This is a genomic window from Mesorhizobium sp. M1252, from assembly GCF_040318265.1.
In the GTDB taxonomy this organism is placed as follows: domain Bacteria; phylum Pseudomonadota; class Alphaproteobacteria; order Rhizobiales; family Rhizobiaceae; genus Mesorhizobium.
Map to the genome: position 1 here is coordinate 76,136 of NZ_JAMYLX010000018.1, position 21,998 is coordinate 98,133.

The 21,998-nt window shown below is 62.5% G+C and carries 18 protein-coding genes; 9 read left to right on the forward strand and 9 right to left on the reverse strand.

Annotated features, from left to right (window positions below; all coding sequences use genetic code 11):
* Positions 1 to 9 precede the first annotated feature (9 nt).
* Together NKH22_RS27010 and NKH22_RS27015 are read right to left on the reverse strand one after the other, a co-directional pair.
* A complete protein-coding gene (locus tag NKH22_RS27010; RefSeq protein WP_023694758.1) occupies positions 10 to 993 on the reverse strand; it encodes a bifunctional riboflavin kinase/FAD synthetase in 984 nt (327 codons plus the stop codon).
* A gap of 9 nt (positions 994 to 1,002) precedes the next feature.
* The gene (locus NKH22_RS27015) at positions 1,003 to 1,863 is read right to left on the reverse strand and encodes a TIGR01459 family HAD-type hydrolase (protein ID WP_023671533.1); all 861 of its coding nucleotides are present in this window, start codon (positions 1,861 to 1,863) and stop codon (positions 1,003 to 1,005) included.
* A gap of 335 nt (positions 1,864 to 2,198) precedes the next feature.
* On the opposite strand from NKH22_RS27015, the gene NKH22_RS27020 reads away from it, so the two are divergent.
* From NKH22_RS27020 to NKH22_RS27035, 4 genes are all read left to right on the forward strand, one after another.
* Positions 2,199 to 4,088, forward strand: coding sequence for a pilus assembly protein (locus NKH22_RS27020; protein WP_023694757.1), 1,890 nt, complete (start codon positions 2,199 to 2,201; stop codon positions 4,086 to 4,088).
* 187 nt (positions 4,089 to 4,275) lie between these two features.
* A complete protein-coding gene (locus tag NKH22_RS27025) occupies positions 4,276 to 6,249 on the forward strand; it encodes a pilus assembly protein (protein ID WP_023705732.1) in 1,974 nt (657 codons plus the stop codon).
* A gap of 155 nt (positions 6,250 to 6,404) precedes the next feature.
* A complete protein-coding gene (locus tag NKH22_RS27030) occupies positions 6,405 to 7,037 on the forward strand; it encodes a LysE family translocator (protein WP_023705731.1) in 633 nt (210 codons plus the stop codon).
* Positions 7,038 to 7,182: 145 nt separating this feature from the next.
* Entirely contained in the window at positions 7,183 to 7,713 is a 531-nt protein-coding gene (locus NKH22_RS27035) for a CAP domain-containing protein (RefSeq protein ID WP_023671529.1), read from the forward strand.
* A gap of 29 nt (positions 7,714 to 7,742) precedes the next feature.
* Here the strand turns inward: NKH22_RS27035 and NKH22_RS27040 are convergent, their stop codons facing one another.
* The 4 genes from NKH22_RS27040 to NKH22_RS27055 form a co-directional block, all read right to left on the reverse strand.
* The gene (locus NKH22_RS27040; protein WP_352911729.1) at positions 7,743 to 10,361 is read right to left on the reverse strand and encodes an EAL domain-containing protein; all 2,619 of its coding nucleotides are present in this window, start codon (positions 10,359 to 10,361) and stop codon (positions 7,743 to 7,745) included.
* A gap of 334 nt (positions 10,362 to 10,695) precedes the next feature.
* Positions 10,696 to 12,231, reverse strand: a complete 1,536-nt coding sequence (locus NKH22_RS27045) for a DHA2 family efflux MFS transporter permease subunit (protein ID WP_023694754.1) — start codon at positions 12,229 to 12,231, stop codon at positions 10,696 to 10,698.
* A 350-nt stretch (positions 12,232 to 12,581) separates the two neighbouring features.
* On the reverse strand, positions 12,582 to 13,799 hold the full coding sequence (locus NKH22_RS27050) for an HlyD family secretion protein (RefSeq protein ID WP_023821182.1): 1,218 nt from the start codon (positions 13,797 to 13,799) through the stop codon (positions 12,582 to 12,584).
* On the reverse strand, positions 13,796 to 14,266 hold the full coding sequence (locus NKH22_RS27055) for a MarR family winged helix-turn-helix transcriptional regulator (protein ID WP_023705728.1): 471 nt from the start codon (positions 14,264 to 14,266) through the stop codon (positions 13,796 to 13,798). Before NKH22_RS27055 ends, NKH22_RS27050 begins: the two co-directional genes overlap by 4 nt.
* 462 nt (positions 14,267 to 14,728) lie before the next feature.
* Between NKH22_RS27055 and NKH22_RS27060 the strand changes: the two genes are divergently transcribed.
* Positions 14,729 to 15,562 carry an AraC family transcriptional regulator gene (locus NKH22_RS27060; RefSeq protein WP_352911730.1) on the forward strand — a complete coding sequence of 278 codons (834 nt, stop codon included), beginning with the start codon at positions 14,729 to 14,731 and terminating at the stop codon, positions 15,560 to 15,562.
* Between the two features lie 42 nt (positions 15,563 to 15,604).
* Here the strand turns inward: NKH22_RS27060 and NKH22_RS27065 are convergent, their stop codons facing one another.
* Together NKH22_RS27065 and NKH22_RS27070 are read right to left on the reverse strand one after the other, a co-directional pair.
* Positions 15,605 to 16,540, reverse strand: coding sequence for a bifunctional helix-turn-helix transcriptional regulator/GNAT family N-acetyltransferase (locus NKH22_RS27065; RefSeq protein ID WP_023712754.1), 936 nt, complete (start codon positions 16,538 to 16,540; stop codon positions 15,605 to 15,607).
* Positions 16,541 to 16,619: 79 nt separating this feature from the next.
* Positions 16,620 to 17,807, reverse strand: a complete 1,188-nt coding sequence (locus NKH22_RS27070; RefSeq protein ID WP_023821184.1) for an MFS transporter — start codon at positions 17,805 to 17,807, stop codon at positions 16,620 to 16,622.
* A 170-nt stretch (positions 17,808 to 17,977) separates the two neighbouring features.
* Here NKH22_RS27070 and NKH22_RS27075 point away from each other — a divergent pair, with 170 nt between their 5' ends.
* The gene (locus NKH22_RS27075) at positions 17,978 to 18,604 is read left to right on the forward strand and encodes a TetR/AcrR family transcriptional regulator (protein WP_023700644.1); all 627 of its coding nucleotides are present in this window, start codon (positions 17,978 to 17,980) and stop codon (positions 18,602 to 18,604) included.
* Here the strand turns inward: NKH22_RS27075 and NKH22_RS27080 are convergent.
* Positions 18,601 to 19,470, reverse strand: coding sequence for a hypothetical protein (locus NKH22_RS27080; RefSeq protein WP_023715203.1), 870 nt, complete (start codon positions 19,468 to 19,470; stop codon positions 18,601 to 18,603). The two genes, NKH22_RS27075 and NKH22_RS27080, sit on opposite strands and share 4 nt — an antisense overlap.
* 82 nt (positions 19,471 to 19,552) lie before the next feature.
* On the opposite strand from NKH22_RS27080, the gene NKH22_RS27085 reads away from it, so the two are divergent.
* The 3 genes from NKH22_RS27085 to groL form a co-directional block, all read left to right on the forward strand.
* The gene (locus NKH22_RS27085) at positions 19,553 to 20,350 is read left to right on the forward strand and encodes a class I SAM-dependent methyltransferase (RefSeq protein WP_023821185.1); all 798 of its coding nucleotides are present in this window, start codon (positions 19,553 to 19,555) and stop codon (positions 20,348 to 20,350) included.
* A 184-nt stretch (positions 20,351 to 20,534) separates the two neighbouring features.
* The gene (gene groES, locus NKH22_RS27090; protein WP_006203049.1) at positions 20,535 to 20,831 is read left to right on the forward strand and encodes a co-chaperone GroES; all 297 of its coding nucleotides are present in this window, start codon (positions 20,535 to 20,537) and stop codon (positions 20,829 to 20,831) included.
* Positions 20,832 to 20,894: 63 nt separating this feature from the next.
* On the forward strand, positions 20,895 to 21,998 hold a 1,104-nt coding region (groL, locus tag NKH22_RS27095; RefSeq protein WP_352723793.1), incomplete at its 3' end, for a chaperonin GroEL.

Genomic DNA, 21,998 nt, shown 5'->3' on the forward strand with positions numbered 1-21,998 from the left:
CCGGAAGGCTCAAAAAGCGATGGCGCCGTCCAGATCCGAAAGCGGCCTGACGCCGGCCAGCAGCGCGCGCGCCTCCGCCTCGTCGCGCTTCATTTGTGCCACCAGCCCATCGAGCCCATCGAACTTCACCTCGGGACGCAAAAAGCCGAAGAGCGATACGTCGCAGATCTCGCCATAGAGATCGCCGGCAAAGTCGAAGACGAAGGTTTCGAGCAGCGGCGCGCCATTGTCGTCGACAGTCGGGCGACGCCCGAAGCTGGCGACACCATCATAGAGCGTGCCGTCGGCGCGGCGAAAGCGGACGGCATAAATCCCTTCCTTCAGAGTCGTTTCCGGCGAAAGCCTCATGTTGGCTGTCGGGAAGCCGAGCGTGCGGCCGAGCTGCTGGCCGCCGATCACTTCGCTTTCGACGGTGAAGCGGTAGCCGAGCAGGCCTGCGGCCTCGGCGACCTCTCCCTCGCAGAGCAGCTCGCGGATACGGCTCGACGACACCACCTCGGCGCCCTCGTCGCGAAAGGCGTCGACCAGGGTGACGCCGAAACCATGGCGCTCGCCTGCCGCCATCAGAAACGCAGGACCGCCCTGCCGGTCCTTGCCGAAGTGAAAATCGAAGCCGGTGACGGCATGGGTGATGCCGAGGTTCGTCTCCAGCACATCGGTCACGAAAGCCTCGGCCGACAGGCCGGCAAAGGCGCGCGTGAACGGCTGTTCGACGAGTGCGGCAAAGCCCAGATGCGACAGCAGCCGCGCCTTCATCGGCGGCGGCGTCAATACGAACAGCGGCATATCGGGCCTGAACACCTTGCGCGGATGCGGCTCGAAGCTCAGCACTAGCGCCGGCACGCCGCGCCGCCCGGCTTCGGCAAGCGCGCGATCGAGCACCGCCTGGTGGCCGCGATGGACGCCGTCGAAATTGCCGATCGCCACCACGCCGCCGCGCAAATGCGGCGGCAGCGGCGCGGTTGCTGAAATGTGTTCGAAAGCTGCGCTCATGCAGCAACCCTACCGCAGTCTCGGAATGACGGCGACCGGCCGGTAGCCGTGCTTTTGCAGAAAGGCTGCAAGCCTGGCGGGGTCCGGCTGCATGGGATCGCCATAGTCGCGCGCGTGAATGCCGCCCGAGACGTAAAGCACGTCGATGCCGTTGTCGGCGGCGCCCTTGACGTCGGTCATCATGCCGTCGCCGATGGCCAGCACCTCGGTGCGCGCGACGTCTCGGCCTAGAAGCACGGCAACCTCCCGCAGCGCTACGTCATAGACCGGCGCATAAGGTTTTCCGGCGATCAGCGTGCGGCCGCCAAGCTGGGCATAGTCGCGCGCCAAGGCGCCGGCGCACCAGATCATGCGCTCGCCGCGTTCGACCACGATGTCGGGATTGGCGCAGATGAAAGGCAGGTTCCTGGCGCGCAGCCGGCGCAGCAGATCGGCGTAATCCTCAGGCGTTTCCACCTCGTCGTCGAACAGCCCGGTGCAGACCGCGCCGGAGGCCTCGAACTCCTCGACGAGCTCGACGTCCAGACCGTCATAGAGGGTGAAATCGCGGTCGGCGCCGATATGGAAGATTTTTCGTGGGCCTTCGGCGATAAGGTCGCGGGTCACATCGCCTGAGGTCACGACGCGGTCGTAGGCGGCGGCGGGAACGCCGATCGCATTCATCTGCGCCACCACATCGGCATTGCGGCGCGGCGAGTTGGTGATCAGGACGACCGGGACCTTCGCCGCACGCGCGGCGGCAAGCGCTTCGGCAGCCGCCGGAAAATGCCATTCGCCATTGTGGATCACGCCCCAGACATCGCACAGGATGGCCGAGTAGGCGCCCGACAAATCCGCGAGCGAGCCGATGATATCAGGCGAATCCGCCATGCCGTTTACCTGCTGTGACGATCATTGCGAGAGCTGCAGCCGACGGTCCGCCGCAACCGGCCCCGCATTAACCGAAGCGTTTCATCCTGTCACCAGCTTTTCGGCACTTGCCAGGCTGTTGCGCAACGGCTGATCGAAGGTTGCACAGGCAGGAACCACCCTTCTCCGAGCTTCGGTCTATCGAAACAATGTCGCACCGCTGATCACCAGGGCCGAGTGGTTAACGAGCCTTGAAAAGATGGGCCCATGTTGAACGCATTTCAGCAACCTGAAATTTAACGATTTTGTGGGCATCTTCGGACCGATATTGGGGTCCTGGCAGGGGTGCTGAAGGCATGATCCGCAGATTTCTGAACGACAGACGCGGCAACTATGCCTTGATGACAGTGATCACCATGGTGCCCTTGATGGGCGCGCTGGCGCTTGCCATCGACTACACCGATCTCTTGCGCCAAAAGCAGAACATGCTGAACGCGCTGGATGCCGCCGGGATTGCCACGGCACAGCAGATCGTCACCGGGGCGACCGACACGGCAGTCAAGGCCTATGCGAAGGATTTCTTCGAAGCCAATCTCGGCCGCGTCAAAGCAGCCAATACGGCCCTGACGGTGACGCTTCCCAACAACAACGCAGGTGGTGGCACGCTGAAGCTGTGCGCCGAATTGACGTACCACCCCTATTTCCTGCCGGCAGCGGCCATGATGATCGGAAGAACCGCCGCCGACGTCACAACATCGGCATGCTCGGAGATCCGCCTCAAAAACACGCTGGAAGTGTCTCTCGTGCTCGACAATTCCGGCTCTATGAGCATCAACGGCTCCGGCACCGGCCAGCCGCGAATAGATTTGCTCAAGAAGGCCGCGACCGAGCTTGTCAATACAATGGCGCTCCAGGCCGCACAAATGAAGCAGGTGACCAAGCCGGTGCAGTTCTCGCTGGTCCCGTTTTCTGCGTCGGTCAATGTCGGCGCTCCGATCCCCCCGGCTCCATTGCCGACGTGGCTGGACACGACCGGCATTTCCCCGATCCATCATCAGAACTTCGATTGGTCGACGATGACAGCGGCGGCAAATGCCACCAAATGGATCGAAAAAGTAGGCAGCGTTTACTACCAGCGCGGCACGGGCTGGGGCACTGACAAAGACAAGGAGATGACGCGTTTCACCCTCTATCAGGACATGATGGCAACGACCTGTACGAAGAAAAACTCGAACGGCACTTGCAAGACCTCCGTCGTCGCCAAATACGAAGCCTGGAAGGGCTGCGTGGAGGCGAGGCCGTATCCCTATAATGACGACGACACGTCGCCGACCACTGGCACGCCCGCCACCATGTTCGTGCCGATGTTCGCGCCGGACGAAGCTGGCAATTTCTGGACCGACACAACTCGCACCAGCACATCGACGTGGGGTTACGCCAACAATTGGTGGATCGATTATTCCGACACGCTGACTGTCCCCAAACGCCAGGCGGATATGCGCAAGTATTTTCTGACAAAGCCCTGGGACGCAGCAGCCGCTGCGGCCGATGATGGACCCAATTCGGCATGCACGACCGCCGCGATCACGCCGTTGCAGGACATAACCACCACCGATGGCAAGAAAATCCTGACGGATGCCATCAATGCCATGGCCCCGACGGGCAACACCAACGTGCCGGAAGGGCTGGCCTGGGGCTGGCGGACGGTGTCGAGCAACGAGCCTTTTACGCAAGGCCGGCCGAACACCGAAAGAGGCAACGACAAAGTGGTCATCGTCCTGACCGACGGCGCAAACACCTATAGCATCGGCCCCAGCAACGACATGACCAGCAACTACGCCAAGAATGGATCGACCTACGCCGCCTATGGCTACACCGGCCCTAATTTTCCGAAGCCAGTGGAGCCTGCGACCCGCCTGTTCGTCAACACGACCGTCGCCAAGACAACCTATACGGCGACCAACTACACGGCCGCGCTTGACGAGCAGATGCAAACCCTTTGCGCCAATGCGAAGAATTCGAACATTCTCTTGATGACCGTCTCGCTCGACCTTGTTAGTTCCAAGCCGGCGGAAAAGACTGCCATAGATGCGCTCAAGAAATGCTCCTCGGATTCGCGCTTCCGCAAGGATCCGACCGACCCGAGCAAACCGGCGAAGCTGTACTGGAACGCGACCGGCGCCACCTTGTCGCAAAGTTTCAAGGAAATCGCCGACGAACTGTCGAACCTGCGCATCGTCAGCTGATCGGCGCGATCTTTCGAACAAGGCGCTCCGCCTCGGCGGGGCGTTTTGCGTTCGGCAGCTGGCGCATTTGGTTAGCGCCTGGTGAAGCGCTATCCGCGCAATCGAGCAGTTTCCCAAACCCGTCCTTCAACGTTTTGTGAAACTGTGGCGGCATTGAAGAATCCGCAGGCGGGGCCGCTTACATCACATGCGTGAACTCTGGCGCACATTCCGGCGTGACTTCTGGCGTGACCGCCGCGGCAATTACGCTCTGATGACCGTTGTGGCGATGGTGCCACTGATGGGCGGCGTGGCCATGGCCGTCGACTACACCGGCGTGGTCAGCGAGAAGCAGAGGGTGGTCAACGCGCTCGACGCCGCCAACTTCGCCACCGCGCGCCGGCTGGTGGAAGGCGCCACCGACGACCAGTTGCGGGCCTATGCGCTCGACTTCTTCAAGGCAAACCTCAACGACGTCGATCCCGCCGACACGACGCTCAGCGTTACGCTGCCCAGCAGCACGACCGGCGGCGGCATCGTCAAGCTGTGCGCCAGCCTGGTCTACAAGCCCTATTTCCTGCCGGCAGCGGCGATGCTGATCGGCAGGACGTCGGAAAACGTCACCTACTCCGTGTGTTCGCAAGTCCGGCTGAAGAACACGCTGGAAGTGGCCATGGTGCTCGACAATTCGGGGTCGATGTCGAACACGGGCACGGGTGCCGGCCAAAAGCGCATCGACCTTCTCAAGCAAGCCGCCAAGCAGCTCGTCGACACGCTTGCCTTGCAGGCCGCGATGATCAAGCAGATCGACAAGCCGGTCCAGTTCAGCCTTGTGCCGTTCGCCGCCTCGGTCAATGTCGGCGCCAGCAACGACAACGCGTCGTGGATCGACGCCTACGGGCTGTCGCCCATCCACAATGAGAATTTCGCCTGGTCCACCCTTAACGCAGCCGACAAATATGCCCAGAAGATCGGCGGCATCTGGTACAAGAAAGGCACTGGCTGGGGTGAGCAGGAGGGGCAGATGCTGACCCGCTTCTCGCTCTACCGCGACATGAAAGTGGTCACCAGCCACGAGCGCATCGTCGGCAGCAAACGCGTGGTCTGCGACAAATATCGTGCCAATCATACATGCTCGGACAGCCACAACGAATACGACTACAACGACACATACGGACCGTTCGCCAGCTGGCAGGGCTGCGTCGAGGTCCGTCCCTACCCCTATAATGTCACCGACGCGCCGGCCTCCGGCGGACCGAACAACACCGGCACCGGCGTCGGCGATCCCGCGACCATGTTCGTGCCGATGTTCGCGCCGGACGAGCCGGGCAATCATTGGTACATAACGCAGGACCCCGACGAGGTGGCCCCCAAGACCTATGGCGCAGCCAACAGCTGGTGGAACGACGATCCGGCGAGCACCACCGGCAAGACCAGGCAGTCCAACATGGCCAAGTATTTCCAGCCACGGCCGATCAATGCTCCGGTGCTGGGGACGGGTGCAGGTCCGAATTACAGCTGCACCACCACGCCGATCACACCGCTGACCGACGTCGCCAACGCCGCCGGGCTGACCAAGATCAAGGCAGCAATCGACCTGATGGCGCCCAACGGCAACACCAATGTGCCGGAAGGCATGGCCTGGGGCTGGCGCACCGTCTCCAGCACGGAGCCTTTCACAGGAGGACGTCCTGAGACGGAACGAGGCAATGACAAGGTGGTCATCGTGCTCACCGACGGCGAGAACACCTATTCGACGGTGAGTTCCGACCCCGCCGGCAACAAGTCGACCTATGCCGGCTATGGCTATACCGGCGTTGGCTACAACGGCACTGCGGTCACCCGCCTGTTCGGCGGCACGTCGAGCGCCATCGGCCAGCTCAACTATTCGTCGAGCAACTACACCGCCGCGCTCAACGAGCAGATGGCGACGCTGTGCAACAACGCCAAGGCGGCCAACATCATGGTGATGACGGTGGCGCTCGATATGTCGACGACCGACGCCGGCGACAAGAGCGCGATGGAGGCACTGAAGACGTGCTCGTCGGACTCGCGCTTCCGCAAGGATCCGACCGACCCGAGCAAGCCTGCAAAACTGTTCTGGAACGCGACCGGCGCCACGCTGTCCGACAATTTCAAGGAAATCGCCAACGAGCTCTCGAACCTGCGCGTGGTGAGCTGAGGGTTGAAGCTGCTGATCTTCCCCCTTGCGGGGGAAATTGGCGGCTTCGCCGCTTTCGCCAATTTTCGACGCTGGCGCAAAGTCTCCGGCCATCATGCTCTTGCGGTGAGTCAAAACGCGTGCTCGGTATCGTCACCGCTTCCCGGAGATTGCCCGTGCCCGAAACCGCCAACCATCTAGCCTTCGCGCTGGTCTGCCTGGGCATGGTGCTGACGCCCGGGCCGAACATGATCTACCTGATCTCGCGCTCGCTGTCGCAAGGCCCCAAGGCCGGGCTGATCTCGCTCGGCGGCGTGGCGGCCGGCTTTCTGTTCTATGTCGTATCGGCTGCGCTGGGCATCACCGCGCTGCTGCTTGCCGTGCCGTTTGCCTATTACGCACTGCGCATTGCCGGCGCGCTCTATCTGCTATGGCTCGCCTGGCAAGCAGTGCGGCCCGGCGGGCGCTCACCATTCCAGGTGCGCGAACTGCCGAAGGACAGGCCGCGCAAGCTGTTCGCGATGGGCCTGATGACCAATCTCCTCAACCCCAAGGTGGCGGTGCTTTATCTGTCGCTGCTGCCGCAGTTCATCTCGCTGGGCAAGGGCCATGTGCTGTCGCAGCTTCTGGTGCTCGGCGCCACGCAGATCTCGATCAGCCTGACCGTCAATGCCATCATCGCGGTAACGGCCGGTTCGATCGCCACCTTTCTTGCCGGACGGCCGCTATGGATGGTCATCCAGCGCTGGATGATGGGCACGGTGCTTGCTGGGCTGGCGCTTAAAATGGCGACCGACGCGCAACGCTGATCGACGCAGCGCGCCGAGACTACATCGGCCGCCGACCTTCCCATTCGAATCGGCCGGCCGAACCTGCACGGAGGCCAGCGATTGAGATTTTCGCAGCCCTGCCCGGCAAAAGCCATGATCGCCGCTAAGTCAGGCAGGCATGACAATGATCTGCACCACCAATCACCCGCTCGCGCAAACCCGCTCTGGCGCAGCAAGTCCAAAACCAAACAGGCGCCTGCTGCTGATCGGCCTTGCAGCCATGGCCGGCCTCGCTGCTTGCAGCACGGTCTCGGTGCCGACCGGCGAAGGCGCCGGTGTGTCGTCCTCGGCCACCGCGACGCTGGCCGGCATCCGAGCTTCGGCCGGACTGCCGGCGCTGGTGCCGGACGCCCAGCTCGAGCAGGCCGCTCGGCAGCAGGCCGGCTATATGGCCTCACGCGAACGCATGAGCCACACGACGGGCTGGGGAAAGGATTTCGCGTCGCGGATGAAGGACAATGGCGTGCGGGGCGCCGCCGCCGAGAACATCGCCGAGGGCCGCTTCGACCAGCAGAAACTGTTCGACATATGGATGCATTCGGCTGGCCACCGCCGCAACATGCTCGATCCGGATTTCAGCCGCTTCGGCCTCGCCTATGTACGCGACGGACGCGACAGCGCCATCCGCTACTGGAGCCTGGTGCTCGGAAAATAGCAGCCAGCGGTTACGGCGCGAGCCAGCCGTCAGCCTTTCGCGAGCAGCTCGCCGATATCCCCAGCCGACAGGGGTTCGCTGAAATAATTGCCCTGCACCTCGTCACAATTGTTCTTGCGCAGGAAGGCGACCTGGTCTTCCGTTTCGACACCTTCGGCCAGCACCCGAAGGTTCAACTTCTGCCCCAGGGAAATCACGGCGCCAGTGACCGCCTGATCGTTCTCGTCGGTCGCGAGATCGTTGATGAAGGACTTGTCGATCTTCAGCCGCGCCACCGGAAACGTCTTGAGGGCGCTGAGACTGGAATAGCCTGTTCCGAAATCGTCGATCGATATCTGCACGCCGAGCTTTTGCAGTCCGTTCATCGTTGCGACCGCCAGCTCGAAATCCTGCATGATCAGGCTTTCCGTCACTTCGAGCTCGAGATACCTCGCCTCCAGGCCGCTTTCCTTCAATGCGTTGACGACGCGGTCGATCAGGTTCTTCTCCCGGAACTGCCGCGCCGACACGTTGACGCAGACGGTTACGGGCGACAGACCGGCGCGCTGCCAGGCTTTGTTCTGCCGGCAGGCTTCGTGCAGGATCCAGTCGCCGAGCGGCACGATCAGCCCGGTCTCCTCGGCGGTCGGGATGAACATCGCCGGCGAAACCAGGCCTCGCGTTGGGTGGTTCCAGCGCACCAGCGCTTCGACGGCGAAAACCTGCCCCGATCGCAGATCCACCTGTGGCTGATAGTGCAGAGCGAATTCCGACCGGGCGAGCGCGTTTCGCAATTCCTCCTGAAGCAGGAATTTTTCATGTGCCGTTGAGTTGAACTCCGGGGCATAGAACTGGAAATTGTCGCGGCCGAATTCCTTGGCGCGATACATGGCGGCGTCGGCATTGGCCAACAGCGTATCCGGGCTGGTCCCGTCCTTCGGGTAATTTGCGATGCCGATGCTGGCCGTCGTTCTCAGCCGATGCTCTCCGACAAGAACCGGTTCCGCGATCGCATCCCTGATCGTCTGCAGGGTTTCCGAGACCACATCGACATTGGTGGTTTGGTCGAACAGGACGATGACAAATTCGTCGCCGCCAAGCCGCACGACGGTGTCGGTGGCCTTCACGCATCCAACCAAACGGCTGGCGACGGTCTTGAGGAGTTCGTCGCCGGCATTGTGGCCAAACGTATCGTTCACCAGTTTGAAATTGTCGAGATCGATGAACACCACCGTCATCCAGCGATTGTATCGCTGCGCGTAGAGGACCGCCTGGGAAAGCCGATCCTCCAGCAAAGCGCGATTGGGCAGGCCGGTCAGCGCATCATGGTTGGCCATGAAGTGGATCTGGTCTTCCGCCAATTTGCGCTCGATCGCGATGCCGGCAATGTGTGTGGTGAATTCGATCAGGCGGGTCTCGGCATGGGTGGGTTCGCGCACGGTCATCGAATACATGGCAAAGGCGCCCAACACGACGCCCCGATGCGACAGGATCGGGGTTGACCAGCACGAACGATAGCCATGGGCTGCCGCCAGTTCGCGGTAATCGTCCCAAAGCGGATCCTGCAGAATATCGGTAACAATGACCGGTTCCCGCCGGTAGATGGCGGTTCCGCAGGATCCCACCTTGGGACCGATGGCCGCCCCATCGATGGCGCTCGTATAGGCTTTCGCCAGGCCCGGCGCCGCACCGTGACGCAAATGAATGCCGTCCTTGTCGAGCAGCAGGACGGAACCGAATATCCCCTTCAACTGAGCCTCGACGAAGCGCATGAGGCGGTCGAGCACGTCCTCCAGCGGCGCGCTCGTGGCAATCATTTCGAGGATCTGCGCCTGCCCGCTGCGAAGGACATCCGCCTGCTTGCGGGCGGTAATGTCGTGGGCGATGCCAACCAGGCCGAAGATTTCATTTTGGCGATTGCGCAACGGCACCTTCGTCGACGAAAGCCATTTGCCGTTCCCCGACGCATCGACGACAAACTCTTCCGCGTCGATCACTGGTTGTCCGCTCTTGAGCAGGCGCTGCTCGACCAGGCGAAATTTCCGCGCAACTTCCGGGGGGTGGAGATCAAAATCGGTCAAACCGATCATGTCGCTGGTCTTGTTGCGGCCGCTATCGGTCGCAAGGGCGCTGTTGACCACGACGAAACGGCTTTGCGTATCCTTGACCCAGAGATAATCGGGCACCCAGTCGATCAGCGCCTGCAGCGAAATGCGCTCGTCGACGATCTGCCGATTGGCGAGGAGTTCAGTGATGTCCTCATGCGTGGCGATCCAACTGCCATCGGGCATGGGCTGGTTACGGATCTGGATTGTGCGACCATCGACAAGTTTGGCGGTCCAGAGCCGCGAAGCCTTGCCCGAATTGATCGAGCGAGCCGTTGCGAGATAGGTGTCGGCCGCCGTCTCCGCCGTCCCGGCGGCGACGCGGCGTTCGACGATTTCGCTCAGTGTCACGCCAGGCCGCAATTCCTCGGGCGCAATGCGGTAGATTTCCGCATAGCGCCGGTTGCTCAGGATCAGCCGTTCATCGGCATCGAAAAAGCAGATGCCTTGCGAAATATTCTCGATCGCAGTCTCGAAACGCAGGGTCTGCCCTTCGAGACCCGCAATGGTCGTGCGAAGTTCTCCCTCGAGCGTATCGTAGGAAACGTCAGCCAGTCTTGCCAATGCGGCTACGCCCACCGGCCCGCGCGCCCCGACGGATCTTCTGGATGACTTCGTGACCAAACAGACCTCCTCCGGTTTGGCACCTGAAACAAGAAAGGGCCTCTGTCGTGCCAGACGAAAGTCGACTGACAATGTTACAGATGTGCTAATTCAAGATGAACTGTAACGGAATTGGAGGCGTCAGCAACCAGATACCAAAGGTGCAAATGTTATTCCAAATCAACTTCCAACGGCTCATTATCGATATTTTTTTGCACACGCGGGTTTTGACGATCATCCGAGCAACAAATCATCAGGGGCAACCAGCTTGCTGCCAGCGCTACCGGCGCCCGCCTCAATCCATATGCGCGGCAGGAGCGGCCGCGCCGGCCGGAGCGGTCTTCGGCTTGCGCAGCAGGAAGACAAACGGAATGGCAACCAGCGTCATCACCATCAGCAGTTTGAAGTCGTTGACGTAGGAGATCATCATCGCCTGGATGTTGACCATGCGGTCCACCTGCGAAAGTGCCGTCGGATCGCCGCCTGCTGCCGCCGGCGAGGCCGCCCACAAATTGGGGTTGAACGGGTTGATGAAAGCCGACAGTTCGGTGTGATTGACCTGCGTGTTGCGCACCATGAGAACCGTCACCACCGACACGCCGATCGACGAACCGAGATTTCGAACCAGGCTGAACAGGGCCGTGGCGTCGGTGCGGAAGCGCACGTCGAGCGTGGCGAAGGCCACCGTGGACAGCGGCACGAACACCATGCCCATGCCCAGGCCCTGGATGACGCCGGAGCTGAGGATCAGCCAATTGTCCATCTGCGGCGTGAAGGAGGACATGGTGTAGAGCGACTGCGCGGTGAGCAGAAAGCCGATGACGACGAGGATGCGGGCGTCGATCCTGCTCATGAGCCGTCCAACGACAAGCATCGAAATCATCGTGCCGACACCGCGCGGCCCCAGGACGACGCCGATGGTCACGGTCGGATAGCCGAAGATGGTCGACAGCATCGGCGGCAGCAGCGACATCGAGGCCAGGATCAGCACGCCCATGACGAAGATGAAGGCCAGACCGGTGACGAAATTGCGGTCGAGGAAGATCTTGGGGTCGATGAAAGGACGTTCCGCCGTCAGTGTGTGGATGATGAACACCCAGAAGCCGGTGATCGAAAGAGCAAGCTCGATCCAGATTTCGACCGAGGAAAACCAGTCGACCTCGCCGCCGCGGTCGAGCAGCAGCTGCAGTGCGCCGACGCCGAGCGAAATCATGGCGAAACCGAAGAAATCGAAGCTGCGTATCCGCCGGGCAATGACCGGCAAATAGGCTGCCATGCCGAGGAAGGCGATGATGCCGACCGGCAAATTGATGAAGAACACCCAGCGCCAGTTGAAATTCTCGGTCAGCCAACCGCCCAGCGTCGGACCCAGGATCGGCCCCAGCATGATGCCGGCGCCCCAGATGGCCATCGCCTGGCCGTGGCGTTCCCTGGGGTTGATGTCGAGCAGGAAGGTCTGCGACAGCGGCACGATGGCTGCGCCGAACACGCCCTGCATCAGCCGGAAGAACACAATGCTCTCCAGGCTCCAGGCAATGCCGCACAGCATCGAGAACACGGTGAAGCCGACAACCGCCGCCAGGAACAGTTCCTTGCGGCCGAAGCGGTCGGCCAGCCAGCCGGTCACCGGCGTCATGATCGCGGCGGCAACGATGTAGGAGGTCAACACCCAGTTGATGTTGTCGGGCGACGCGCCGAGGTCGCCGGTCATGGTCGGCAGCGCGACATTGGCGATCGTGGTGTCGAGCGCCTGCATGACCGTCGCCAGCATCAGCGCCACAGTGATCAGGCCGCGATGCGGCACTTCCTTGAAAGGTTCTGGTGTGGTCATGATGCGGAACTTCCGACAGGTAACAAAAACGTGTACATTAGGTTTCCGGGCGGCGAGGCCTTCTCTGGTGAAGAGACCCTCATCGCGGTGGGACGCGATCTATCGATGTGGGGGGTTACATCGATCGAAGGTCTCGACACATCAGGCGCTTGCCGCCCGGAAATCCAAGGTCCGAAGGATGGGCGCCGAGATGGTCCAGGTTCTGGGCAGCCCGCAATGCGGCCCGGTCCAATCCACCCCTCGTTCAACCTGCCGTCGGACCGATCCTGTCATCTCAACTTCACCTCGCCTGCGGCGGGCGTTCTGCCGGGCCGTGATCCTGCTTTTCGAGATCACGGTCCATTCACAGTCTATTGTGCTTCGCCTGCGGTGGCGTGGCCGAAGATAGCGGGGAACCCGCGTGCCACGCCGGTATCCACCGTAACCGAGGCGCTCATGCCGGTGCGCAGCGCCATTTTGGCGTCGGCATCGGTCAGCTCCAGGCGCACCGGAATGCGCTGGGTGACCTTGACCCAGTTGCCGGTGGCGTTTTGAGCCGGCAGCAGCGAAAACTCCGCGCCAGTGCCGGCGCCGATCGCCTTGACGGTGGCCTCGAAAGTTCTGCCCGGATAGGTGTCGACGACGATCTCGGCCTTCTGGCCAGGCTTCATGTGGGTAAGCTGGGTTTCCTTGAAATTGGCATCGATCCAGGTGTCGCCGGTCTCGACCAGCGCAAACAGCGGCGTGCCGGAACCGACATACTGGCCGATCTTGAACGAGGAGGCCTGGCTGATGACGCCGTCGGCCGGCGCCTTGACCGTGGTCTGCGCCAGATCGTAGGCGGCCTTGTCGCGCGCGGCGAGTGCGGCCATCACCGTCGGATGCTTGTCGGTCTCGATATCGGGATTGCCGGCGAGAGCCGCCTTGGCGCTGATGATGCCTTGCTCGGCAACGGCCAGTTGCTGCCTGGCCTTGTCGAGATCGTTCTTGGCCTCGTCCAGCGACGATTTGGCGTTGATGCCCTTCTGGGCAAGGTCGGCGGCGCGGTCATACTGCGACTGCGCGTAGTCGACCTGGCTGGCATCGGACTTTTCCTGCGCCAGCGCCTGGCTGTAGGCGGCGCGCAGCTGTTCGATACCGACGCGTGCGACTGCGACCGCCGCGTCGGCCTGCGCCAACGCGATCCGGTAGGGCTCGGGGTCGATGGCAAACAGCACATCGCCCTGCTTGACCTGCTGATTGTCCGAGATGCCGACCTGAACGATGCGGCCGGCGGTGTCCGAGGCGATCGACACCTTGGCCTGCTGCAAATTGGCGTTCTCGGTTTCCTGATAGCGGCCGCCGGTCACCCAGACATAACCGCCACCAATGGCCAGCGCGGCTGGCAGGGCAACCATCAGCAGCAAGCGGCCGATGCGGCGCTTCTTGACCGGAGTCGGAGCGGGTTGAACCGGGGGAGCCACCGCGACAGGTGCTGCGGCCGGCTGTGCAGGCGCTTCGGCAGCAGGCTGTGCCGGCGCTTCGGCAGCCGGCTGTGCCGGCGTCTCGATCTTGGTAACATTCTCGTCTAGTTTGGCTGCCGCGTTCATGCTGCTGCCCCTTCCGTACTCTTCAAGGACGACGTCTCGCCGTCCGCCAGGTTTTGCACGATGGTGTCCAGCGCCCGGATAAGGACGCGGCGGTCGTCCGGCGAAACGCCGACCAGCGATTCCTCATAAACTTCGCCAGCAAGGCTTTTGACCTCGGCATAGGCCGCGTTCGCCTTGGCTGTCGGGAAGATCATGCGCACGCGCCGGTCAGTTGCGTCGGAGCGCCGCTCGATCCAGCCGCCCTCCTCCATCCGGTCGACGAGGCGTGAAACGCTGATCGGCTCGATTTCGAGAAGTTCGGCGAGGCGAGCCTGGGCGACGCCCGCCTCCTTGGCAACGCGAACCAGAAGCCGCCATTGTGCCGAGGAAAGGCCAAGTCCGCTGGCGCGCGCCTCGAAGCGCTTGCGCATAAGGCGCTGCACGTCGTGGATCAAAAAGCCCAATCTATCTATGCCGTCGGAAACCATGAGCGGTATATATTATAAGCGTGCTTACCATTCAAGGCGCCGCATTGCACCAGAGCCGAAAAAGAGGGATGGCAGCCATGCAGATGCGGTCATGGCACAGTCAATAACGGTTGCGGATGACCTCCCGACCGAGACGTGAATTGCCGTCGAGAACGCCGTGAGAAGAAAGGTCGTCTTGCGCGTCCTCGCCACCGGCACACCTAGGCTTTCGGCGGCATTTCGCCGGCGGCGAAGGCATCGAGCCGGCGGTGGTTCCACAGCGCATAGGCAAGGGTGGTGCCCGCACCTAGCGCGCCCGGATATTGTCCCAGCGAGCCAGGCCGAGGCCGCCCAGCAACGGCTTTCCACGATGGTGACCTGCCACAGTCGACCAGCGCCCTTCGATTTTACGACAGGCGCAATTTCGATCAAACTGGCCTCGCAAAAAGCCGACAAAATGTGCCGCCAAATGCGAGGAGACCTATGAACCCGACCGAGAAAGCGCTGTGGTTTGTCGAGAGCCATCTGCCGGAAGCGATCTCGCTTGAAGATGTCGCGCAAAGCAGCGGCGTCTCGCGCTTTCATGTGACGCGCGCCTTTGGCGCCGCCACCGGCCGTTCGGTGATGGGCTATATGCGCGCGCGCCGGCTGACCGAAGCGGCGCGCAAGCTGGCCTCCGGCGCGCCCGACATCCTCGCGGTCGCGCTCGATGCCGGTTACGCCTCGCACGAAGCCTTCACCCGTGCCTTCCGCGACCAGTTCGGCACGACGCCGGAACTGGTGCGCGCGCAGGGCAGCCTCAGCAATCTCGACCTCGTGGAGCCGATCCTGATGGACCAGTCCTTCCTCGCCTCACTGCCGCCGTCGCGCTTCGAGACCGGCCGCCCCTTCCTCATTGCCGGGCTCGGTGAACGCTACAGCTGCGAGACCAGCGCTGCCATTCCGATGCAGTGGCAGCGTTTCGGTCCCTATATCGGCAACATTCCGGGCGAGACCGGCGACGTCGCCTATGGCGTCTGCGTCAACGGCGACGATGCCGGCAATTTCGATTACATCGCCGGCGTCGAAGTGCTGGATTTCTCCGACCTGCCGAAGGAGCTTTCCCGGGTGCGCGTGCCGGCGCAGAAATACGCCGTGTTCACCCATGCCGAGCACATCTCCACGATCCGCCGCACCGTCAACACGATCTGGAACAAATGGCTGCCGGCCTCGGGGCACGATATAGCCGACGGCCCCGAATTCGAACGCTACGGCCCGGAGTTCGATCCGCGCAGTGGCAATGGCGGGCTGGAGATATGGATTCCGGTTAGAGTGTGAGAGCGTTTGCGCGCGATCTTGCCTTCTTCCGGTGAAAAGGCGCTACAGCTCCAGGTTCCAGTTCTGGCCGACCAGATCCTTGCCGAAGGCGTGATGGCGCTCTTCGTCCACCAGCCTGAAGCCGGCACTCTCGTAGATGTGGCGGGCGGCGGTCAGGATGTCGTTGGTCCATAGGGTCAGCGTCGTGTAGCCCTTGGCACGAGCAAAGCCGATGCACTCCTGAACCAGCCGCTTGCCGATGCCGAGGCCGCGCGCCGATGGTTCGACATAGAGCAGGCGCAGCTTCGCCACCGCGTCGGATTTGCGCACGACGAAGACCGAGCCGACCACCTCCCCTTGCCGTTCGGCAATCCAGCTGCGTTCCCATTCTGGATCGAAGGATTTTACGAAGGCGCCGAGGATTTCGGCGACCAGCGCCTCGTAGGTTTCGTCCCAGCCATAGTCCTGTGCGTAGATCTGTCCTTGGCGGCGCACCACCCAGCCGATGTCGCCGACCTGCAAGGGGCGCAGCATATACGGCACTTTGGACTCCGGGCTGTCGCCCAGGAGTTGCTGCACCGTCTGCATGGCCTTGACCAGCCGGTCCTGTTCGGCAGCAGGAAGCCGCTCCAGCAAGGCCGCGACCTGGTCGTGCGAAGCCCGGTTCAGCGGCGCGAAGGCCTGCCGCCCCACCGGCGTCAGCGTGATCGACGACTGCCGCGCATCCGACGCCAGCGGCGCGCGCGCAATCAGCTGCAGGTGCTCGAACTTCTTCAGGAGCCGGCTGACATAACCGGCGTCGAGGCCGAGATCGCGGATGAGATCGCTGGCGGTCAGGCCATCGCGATGCGCCAGTTCGTAGAGCACCCGCGCCTCGGTCAGCGAGAAGGCGCTTTTCAGCAGGCCTTCGTCGAGCAGACCTATCTGGCGGGTGTAGAAGCGGTTGAAAGCCCGCACCGCGTCGATGCGTTCCTTGCCGGGTTGATGATGGATCGTCATGGGAAGCCTCCTGCCCATCAACGATCGGTCATTTATTTGACTTAGTCAAGTATCGAGGAGATGCTCCCCCGGTCGTGTCTCAGGCGATGGCGCGGCGGCGCCGTGCGATCAGGACGAACAGGCCGAGCAGCACAACGCTGGCCGCAGCACTGGCGGCGGCAAATTCCGGCACCGGCCGAAAATCCTTGCCGTCGATCAGCAGCGATGCCGCGACCGGGCCGATCGCCAGACCGAAAAGCTGGGCCGCCGGCACAAGAAGCACGGCCGTGCGCGTCTCGTCGGCGGTGATCGCCAGCCGGATCTGATAGGGCACGATGAACAGAAGGATGAAGCCCATGATCAAGGCCGCGACCCAGAAAACCGTCAGGCCGGGGCTGCCGGCGAGCACCACGGAACTGGCGACGGCGACCACGCCGATCGCCACGATGGCGAAGCGGTAGTCGATACGCGCCTCGAAGACGGTAGCCGTCATTGCGCCCAGCACCTGCAATGCCAGGCTGGCCGAGACGATCAGGCCGACGCTGCGGCCATCGATGCCGTATTGTGCGCCAAGCGGCTCGAGAAACGCCCAGACCGAGCCGAAGAACATAAAGTAGCAGAAGACGCACAGCAAAGCGGCAAGCGAAGGAACGGTCAGCACATTGCTGAACTGTTCCTCCTTGGGCAGGTCGGCATAGCTATCCGGGACGATGAAGGCGACGGCCACCGAGGCGATGCAGACGACGGCAAGAACGATGAAGCCGCCCGCCGATCCGGCGGCCGGGATGACGTAAAGCGCCAGCAGCAGGGCAAGGGCGCATTGCGCCAGGGTCTGAAGGGTGACGAAGAAGCCGCCGATGCGCTCGGCCCGGCGTGAACGGGCGATCAGTTCCGTGGCGACCGCCACCAGCCCACCCTCGGCGAGGCCTGCCACCGCGCGGGCGGCAATCAGCGAGGTCGAGGTCAGCGCATAGGCGGTCGCCCCGTTCGCCAGCGCCAGCAAGAGCAGAAGGACGGCACTTTTCAAGCGCATATTGTGGGCGGACAGCATCATGGCGATGGCCGCCGATCCGATGCCGATGGCGATCATCTCCGCCGTGGCGACCAGCGCGAGTTCGTCACCGCTGACATGCCCTTCGGTGTAGAGCGCGCCGAGAAGCACCGGCTGCAGCCCGAGAATGAGCAGCCCGACCGAGCCGATCCACAATGCCGAGGCGAGTTGCGCCCCAGTGGGGTTGCCGACCAGCCAGTCGCCGTTCCCGGCATCCGCGTTACCAGCAGAAGTCACGGTCGCCTCCCAACGTCCTTGCCTGACGGCAAAAAAACTGACAGTCTGTCAGCATTTAGAAACTGATACTCGATCATATTCGTTTGTCAATCAGTAGCGGGACTTGGCACCAACAAGGCTGGGGATGGTCTTGGCGATCGAATGGTCTGGGCGATCGAGAGGATGGCGGCATGAACGAAGCAGTGCAGATGACGACCGAACCGAGGCGCAGGCCCAAACAGGAGCGCAGCCGCGAGCGCATCGACGCCATCCTGTCGACGACCATGCGGCTGATCGGCGAGAAAGGCATCGACGCCGTCACCATGAAGGAAGTCGGCGCACAGGCCGGCGGGCCGATCGCCACCGTCTATCATTACTTCCCCAACAAGTCGGCGATCCTGGCGATGCTCTACGAGCGATTCTCCGAAGTGAGCCGCGCCCGGCTTGCCGCGATCGTTGCCGAGGTCGGCGGGCTGAGCGACGTTATCGCTGCGGCCGACCGGCTGCTCGACGACTACTATGAGCGCGTCGCCGGCGACCCCGCCATTCAGGACCTGCAAAACGCCATCCAGGCTGACAAGGCGCTGAAGAATCTCGACATCGCCGAAACCCGGCGCCAGGCGACGATGTTCTGCGACCATGTCGGCCCCTTTCTCGCGCCAGAGCGACGCAATGAGTTCGGCCGTATGGTTTTCCTGATCTTCCAGCTGGCCGGCAGCGTCGTGCGCATGGCGCTGACCCAGAACCAGGAGGAAAGCCGCCACACCATCGAGGACTACCGGTCGATCATCCATACGCAGTTGGGACTGTTTCTCTAGCGCCCGATTCGACCCCGTCCGGTCTGGTGGATGAGGTTTTCGAAGCCGTCGGCCAGGTTGGCTGTGCCGGCGGCAACAATCTTCGACAGGTTCCTGGCGCGACCTGGGGTCTTGTTGGCATCGAGCAGCACGGCCCTGCCCTCATGCACGACAAAGTCGAATTTGCCATAGTCGAAGCCCAGCTTCCGACGCAAGGCGCGCAGTTCGTCGGGAACCGCAACCGGCTGCCGGCGGACGGTGTCGTCGCCCTTGACCAGGCGCTGCGGCGAGACATAGCGGGTGCAGCGCTCCCGATCGCCGCAGAATATCCAGAACCGCGCCGCAAACCCGTCGGGCTCGATTTCGGGAATGAATTTTTCCACGATCAGGTCGGCACGCCTGAAAATCTCCGGCGCCACATCGGCCAGCGAGGCATGCACCTGATAACGGTCGAAGGTCTGCGCGCCCGGGAAAGGCACTGCCTTGCCGGCGCGAACGGATTTTCGGTTGAGCTGCTCCTCGGGCGTCCCCCAATGATTGAGGTTGCTCTTGACGATGACCTGGCCGCTCCAGTTGGCACCCTCCTCGAGGATCGCACCGCTGATGCGGCGCTTGGAAATGTCGGTTGCACCAAGATTGAGACAAATCGGAAATCCGCGCGCGTAGTCGACATAGTCCGATGGCGTCACTGTCGCGTCGACATGCAGGACGGCAATATCGGCGTTATGACTTGCCGAGGGTCCACGCATGATCTGCACGGAGTGACCGCGCCGTTTCAGCTCCGCCAGGACGTCGAACAGCATGTAGGGGCTGTCCTGGCGCAGCAGGAGGCCCCGCCGGCTCTGGAAGCGGTCAAATTCATGCGTTATGACGGCAATGCGGGCCATGGCCTTTCCTGCATGAGGTAACTCGCAAGGCAACCAACAGCCTGGAAGGAAATATGTCCAGCCTTTCCCCAAACCGTTCCGCATGACTGAGCATTGGGACGCAATTCGCCGTCATTGGCGGCTTCTCGGGTCGCCGCTGTGTCCGCCCCCGGAAGCTGTCGCCGCCTATGAGCGCGAACTTAGCCTGCAATCAGTCGATGTGGTGCTGCTCGGGGTCACGCCGGAGCTTGCCGCCCTCGGAAGGACCATGCTCGCGATCGACGAGTCCACTGCCATGATATCGGGCATCTGGCCGGGCGATACCGCCTCACGCAAGGCGGTGATCGGCAACTGGCTGGAGTTGCCGCTGGGCGACGAAAGCGCCGGGGCGGTGATCGGCGACGGCTGCCTGTCGGCGCTGGACTCCTCGGTTGCACGGCAGGCGCTGCTTGCCGAGATCGCGCGTGTGCTGAAGTCCGATGGGCGGGCTGCATTGCGCGCCTATGCAAGCCCTCAGGTGCCGGAGGATCTGCAGGAGGTCCGGGCGCTGACGCTGTCCGGTGGTGTCGCGACCTTCCACGAACTCAAATGGCGCATTGCCATGGCTTGTGCCGGCGGCGATCCCGACCGCGCCATTCCGGTGCGGGCGATCCTCGACGCCTTCGATGCGCTGTTTGCCGACCGGGAGGCCCTTGCCGCGACGACCGGATGGGAGATGCCGGTCATCGGCACCATCGATGTCTATGCGAATTCGCAGACTGTCTACAGTTTCGCCCCGGCGGCGACGCTGGTCGAAGAGGCGAGCCGGTTTTTTGACAGTGTCCGCCTCGCGCCGACAGGGACCTATGGGCTGGCTGAACGCTGTCCGCTTCTGGTGCTTAAATCGCCGCGGCGCCGGTAGGGTCTGCCGTCGGATCGCGGCACGGCTCCAATTGGCACAATTGTGCTCACCGTTCGCCTTGACTCTCGAAAGCCACGCGCTTATTTCAGCGCACGTTAGCACTCTCCCCAGGCGAGTGCTAACGCACATCCGGCACCGCCGGATCGAGGAACAGCTCTCACCGTTCTCATTCGAGGAAGAAAAAATGGCAAAGTCGAAGTTCCGCCCGCTTCATGACCGCGTGGTCGTACGCCGGGTCGAATCCGAATCCAAGACCGCCGGCGGGATCATCATCCCGGATACGGCAAAGGAAAAGCCGCAGGAAGGCGAGATCATCGCCGTCGGCTCCGGCGCTCGCGACGAAGCCGGCAAGCTGGTCCCGCTGGACGTCAAGGCCGGCGACCGCATCCTGTTCGGCAAGTGGTCGGGCACCGAAGTCAAGCTCAATGGCGAAGACCTTCTGATCATGAAGGAATCCGACATTATGGGCATCATCGGCTGATCATCGGCCTCACCGTCAACTAATTTCGGGCTTGATCGCAAGCCCCCTGCCAGGAGCTAAAAAATGGCTGCTAAAGACGTAAAATTCTCCCGCGACGCCCGCGAGCGCATGCTGCGCGGCGTCAACATCCTCGCCGACGCAGTGAAGGTCACGCTCGGCCCCAAGGGCCGCAACGTCGTCATCGACAAGTCGTTCGGCGCACCGCGCATCACCAAGGACGGCGTCACCGTCGCCAAGGAAATCGAGCTTGAAGACAAGTTCGAAAACATGGGCGCGCAGATGGTCCGCGAAGTTGCTTCGAAGACCAACGACATCGCCGGCGACGGCACCACGACCGCGACCGTTCTGGCGCAGTCGATCGTCCAGGAAGGCCACAAGGCCGTTGCCGCCGGCATGAACCCGATGGATCTGAAGCGCGGCATCGACCTGGCCGTGACCGAAGTCGTCGCGGCTCTCGGCAAGGCTGCCAAGAAGATCAAGACCTCCGAGGAAGTTGCCCAGGTCGGCACGATCTCGGCCAATGGCGACGAGTCGGTCGGCGCCATGATCGCCGAAGCGATGCAGAAGGTCGGCAATGAAGGCGTCATCACGGTTGAGGAAGCCAAGACCGCCGAGACCGAGCTGGAAGTCGTCGAAGGCATGCAGTTCGACCGCGGCTATCTCTCGCCCTACTTCGTCACCAACGCCGACAAGATGGTTGCCGAGCTCGAGGACGTCTACATCCTCCTGCACGAGAAGAAGCTGTCCAACCTCCAGGCCATGCTGCCGGTTCTCGAAGCTGTCGTGCAGACCTCCAAGCCGCTGCTCATCATCTCGGAAGACGTCGAAGGCGAGGCTCTGGCCACGCTGGTCGTCAACAAGCTGCGCGGTGGCCTGAAGATCGCCGCCGTCAAGGCGCCGGGCTTCGGTGATCGCCGCAAGGCCATGCTGGAAGACATCGCCATCCTGACCGGTGGCCAGGTCATCTCGGAAGACCTCGGCATCAAGCTCGAGAATGTCGGCCTCAACATGCTCGGCCGCGCCAAGAAGGTGTCGATCTCCAAGGAGAACACCACCATCGTCGACGGCGCCGGCAAGAAGGCCGAGATCCAGGGCCGCGTTGCCCAGATCAAGCAGCAGATCGAAGAGACCACGTCGGACTACGACAAGGAGAAGCTGCAGGAACGT

What these genes read in the sequence shown, in the direction of transcription:
- NKH22_RS27050 (WP_023821182.1), bottom strand. Translation starts at nt 13,799, where the DNA reads ATGAACGCGGCAGCCAAACTAGACGAGAATGTTACCAAGATCGAGACG.
- NKH22_RS27010 (WP_023694758.1), bottom strand. Translation starts at nt 993, where the DNA reads ATGAGCGCAGCTTTCGAACACATTTCAGCAACCGCGCCGCTGCCGCCG.
- NKH22_RS27060 (WP_352911730.1), top strand. Translation starts at nt 14,729, where the DNA reads ATGAACCCGACCGAGAAAGCGCTGTGGTTTGTCGAGAGCCATCTGCCG.
- NKH22_RS27075 (WP_023700644.1), top strand. Translation starts at nt 17,978, where the DNA reads ATGAACGAAGCAGTGCAGATGACGACCGAACCGAGGCGCAGGCCCAAA.
- NKH22_RS27065 (WP_023712754.1), bottom strand. Translation starts at nt 16,540, where the DNA reads ATGACGATCCATCATCAACCCGGCAAGGAACGCATCGACGCGGTGCGG.
- NKH22_RS27025 (WP_023705732.1), top strand. Translation starts at nt 4,276, where the DNA reads ATGCGTGAACTCTGGCGCACATTCCGGCGTGACTTCTGGCGTGACCGC.
- NKH22_RS27080 (WP_023715203.1), bottom strand. Translation starts at nt 19,470, where the DNA reads ATGGCCCGCATTGCCGTCATAACGCATGAATTTGACCGCTTCCAGAGC.
- NKH22_RS27085 (WP_023821185.1), top strand. Translation starts at nt 19,553, where the DNA reads ATGACTGAGCATTGGGACGCAATTCGCCGTCATTGGCGGCTTCTCGGG.
- NKH22_RS27015 (WP_023671533.1), bottom strand. Translation starts at nt 1,863, where the DNA reads ATGGCGGATTCGCCTGATATCATCGGCTCGCTCGCGGATTTGTCGGGC.
- NKH22_RS27055 (WP_023705728.1), bottom strand. Translation starts at nt 14,266, where the DNA reads ATGGTTTCCGACGGCATAGATAGATTGGGCTTTTTGATCCACGACGTG.
- NKH22_RS27035 (WP_023671529.1), top strand. Translation starts at nt 7,183, where the DNA reads ATGATCTGCACCACCAATCACCCGCTCGCGCAAACCCGCTCTGGCGCA.
- NKH22_RS27045 (WP_023694754.1), bottom strand. Translation starts at nt 12,231, where the DNA reads ATGACCACACCAGAACCTTTCAAGGAAGTGCCGCATCGCGGCCTGATC.
- groES (WP_006203049.1), top strand. Translation starts at nt 20,535, where the DNA reads ATGGCAAAGTCGAAGTTCCGCCCGCTTCATGACCGCGTGGTCGTACGC.
- NKH22_RS27020 (WP_023694757.1), top strand. Translation starts at nt 2,199, where the DNA reads ATGATCCGCAGATTTCTGAACGACAGACGCGGCAACTATGCCTTGATG.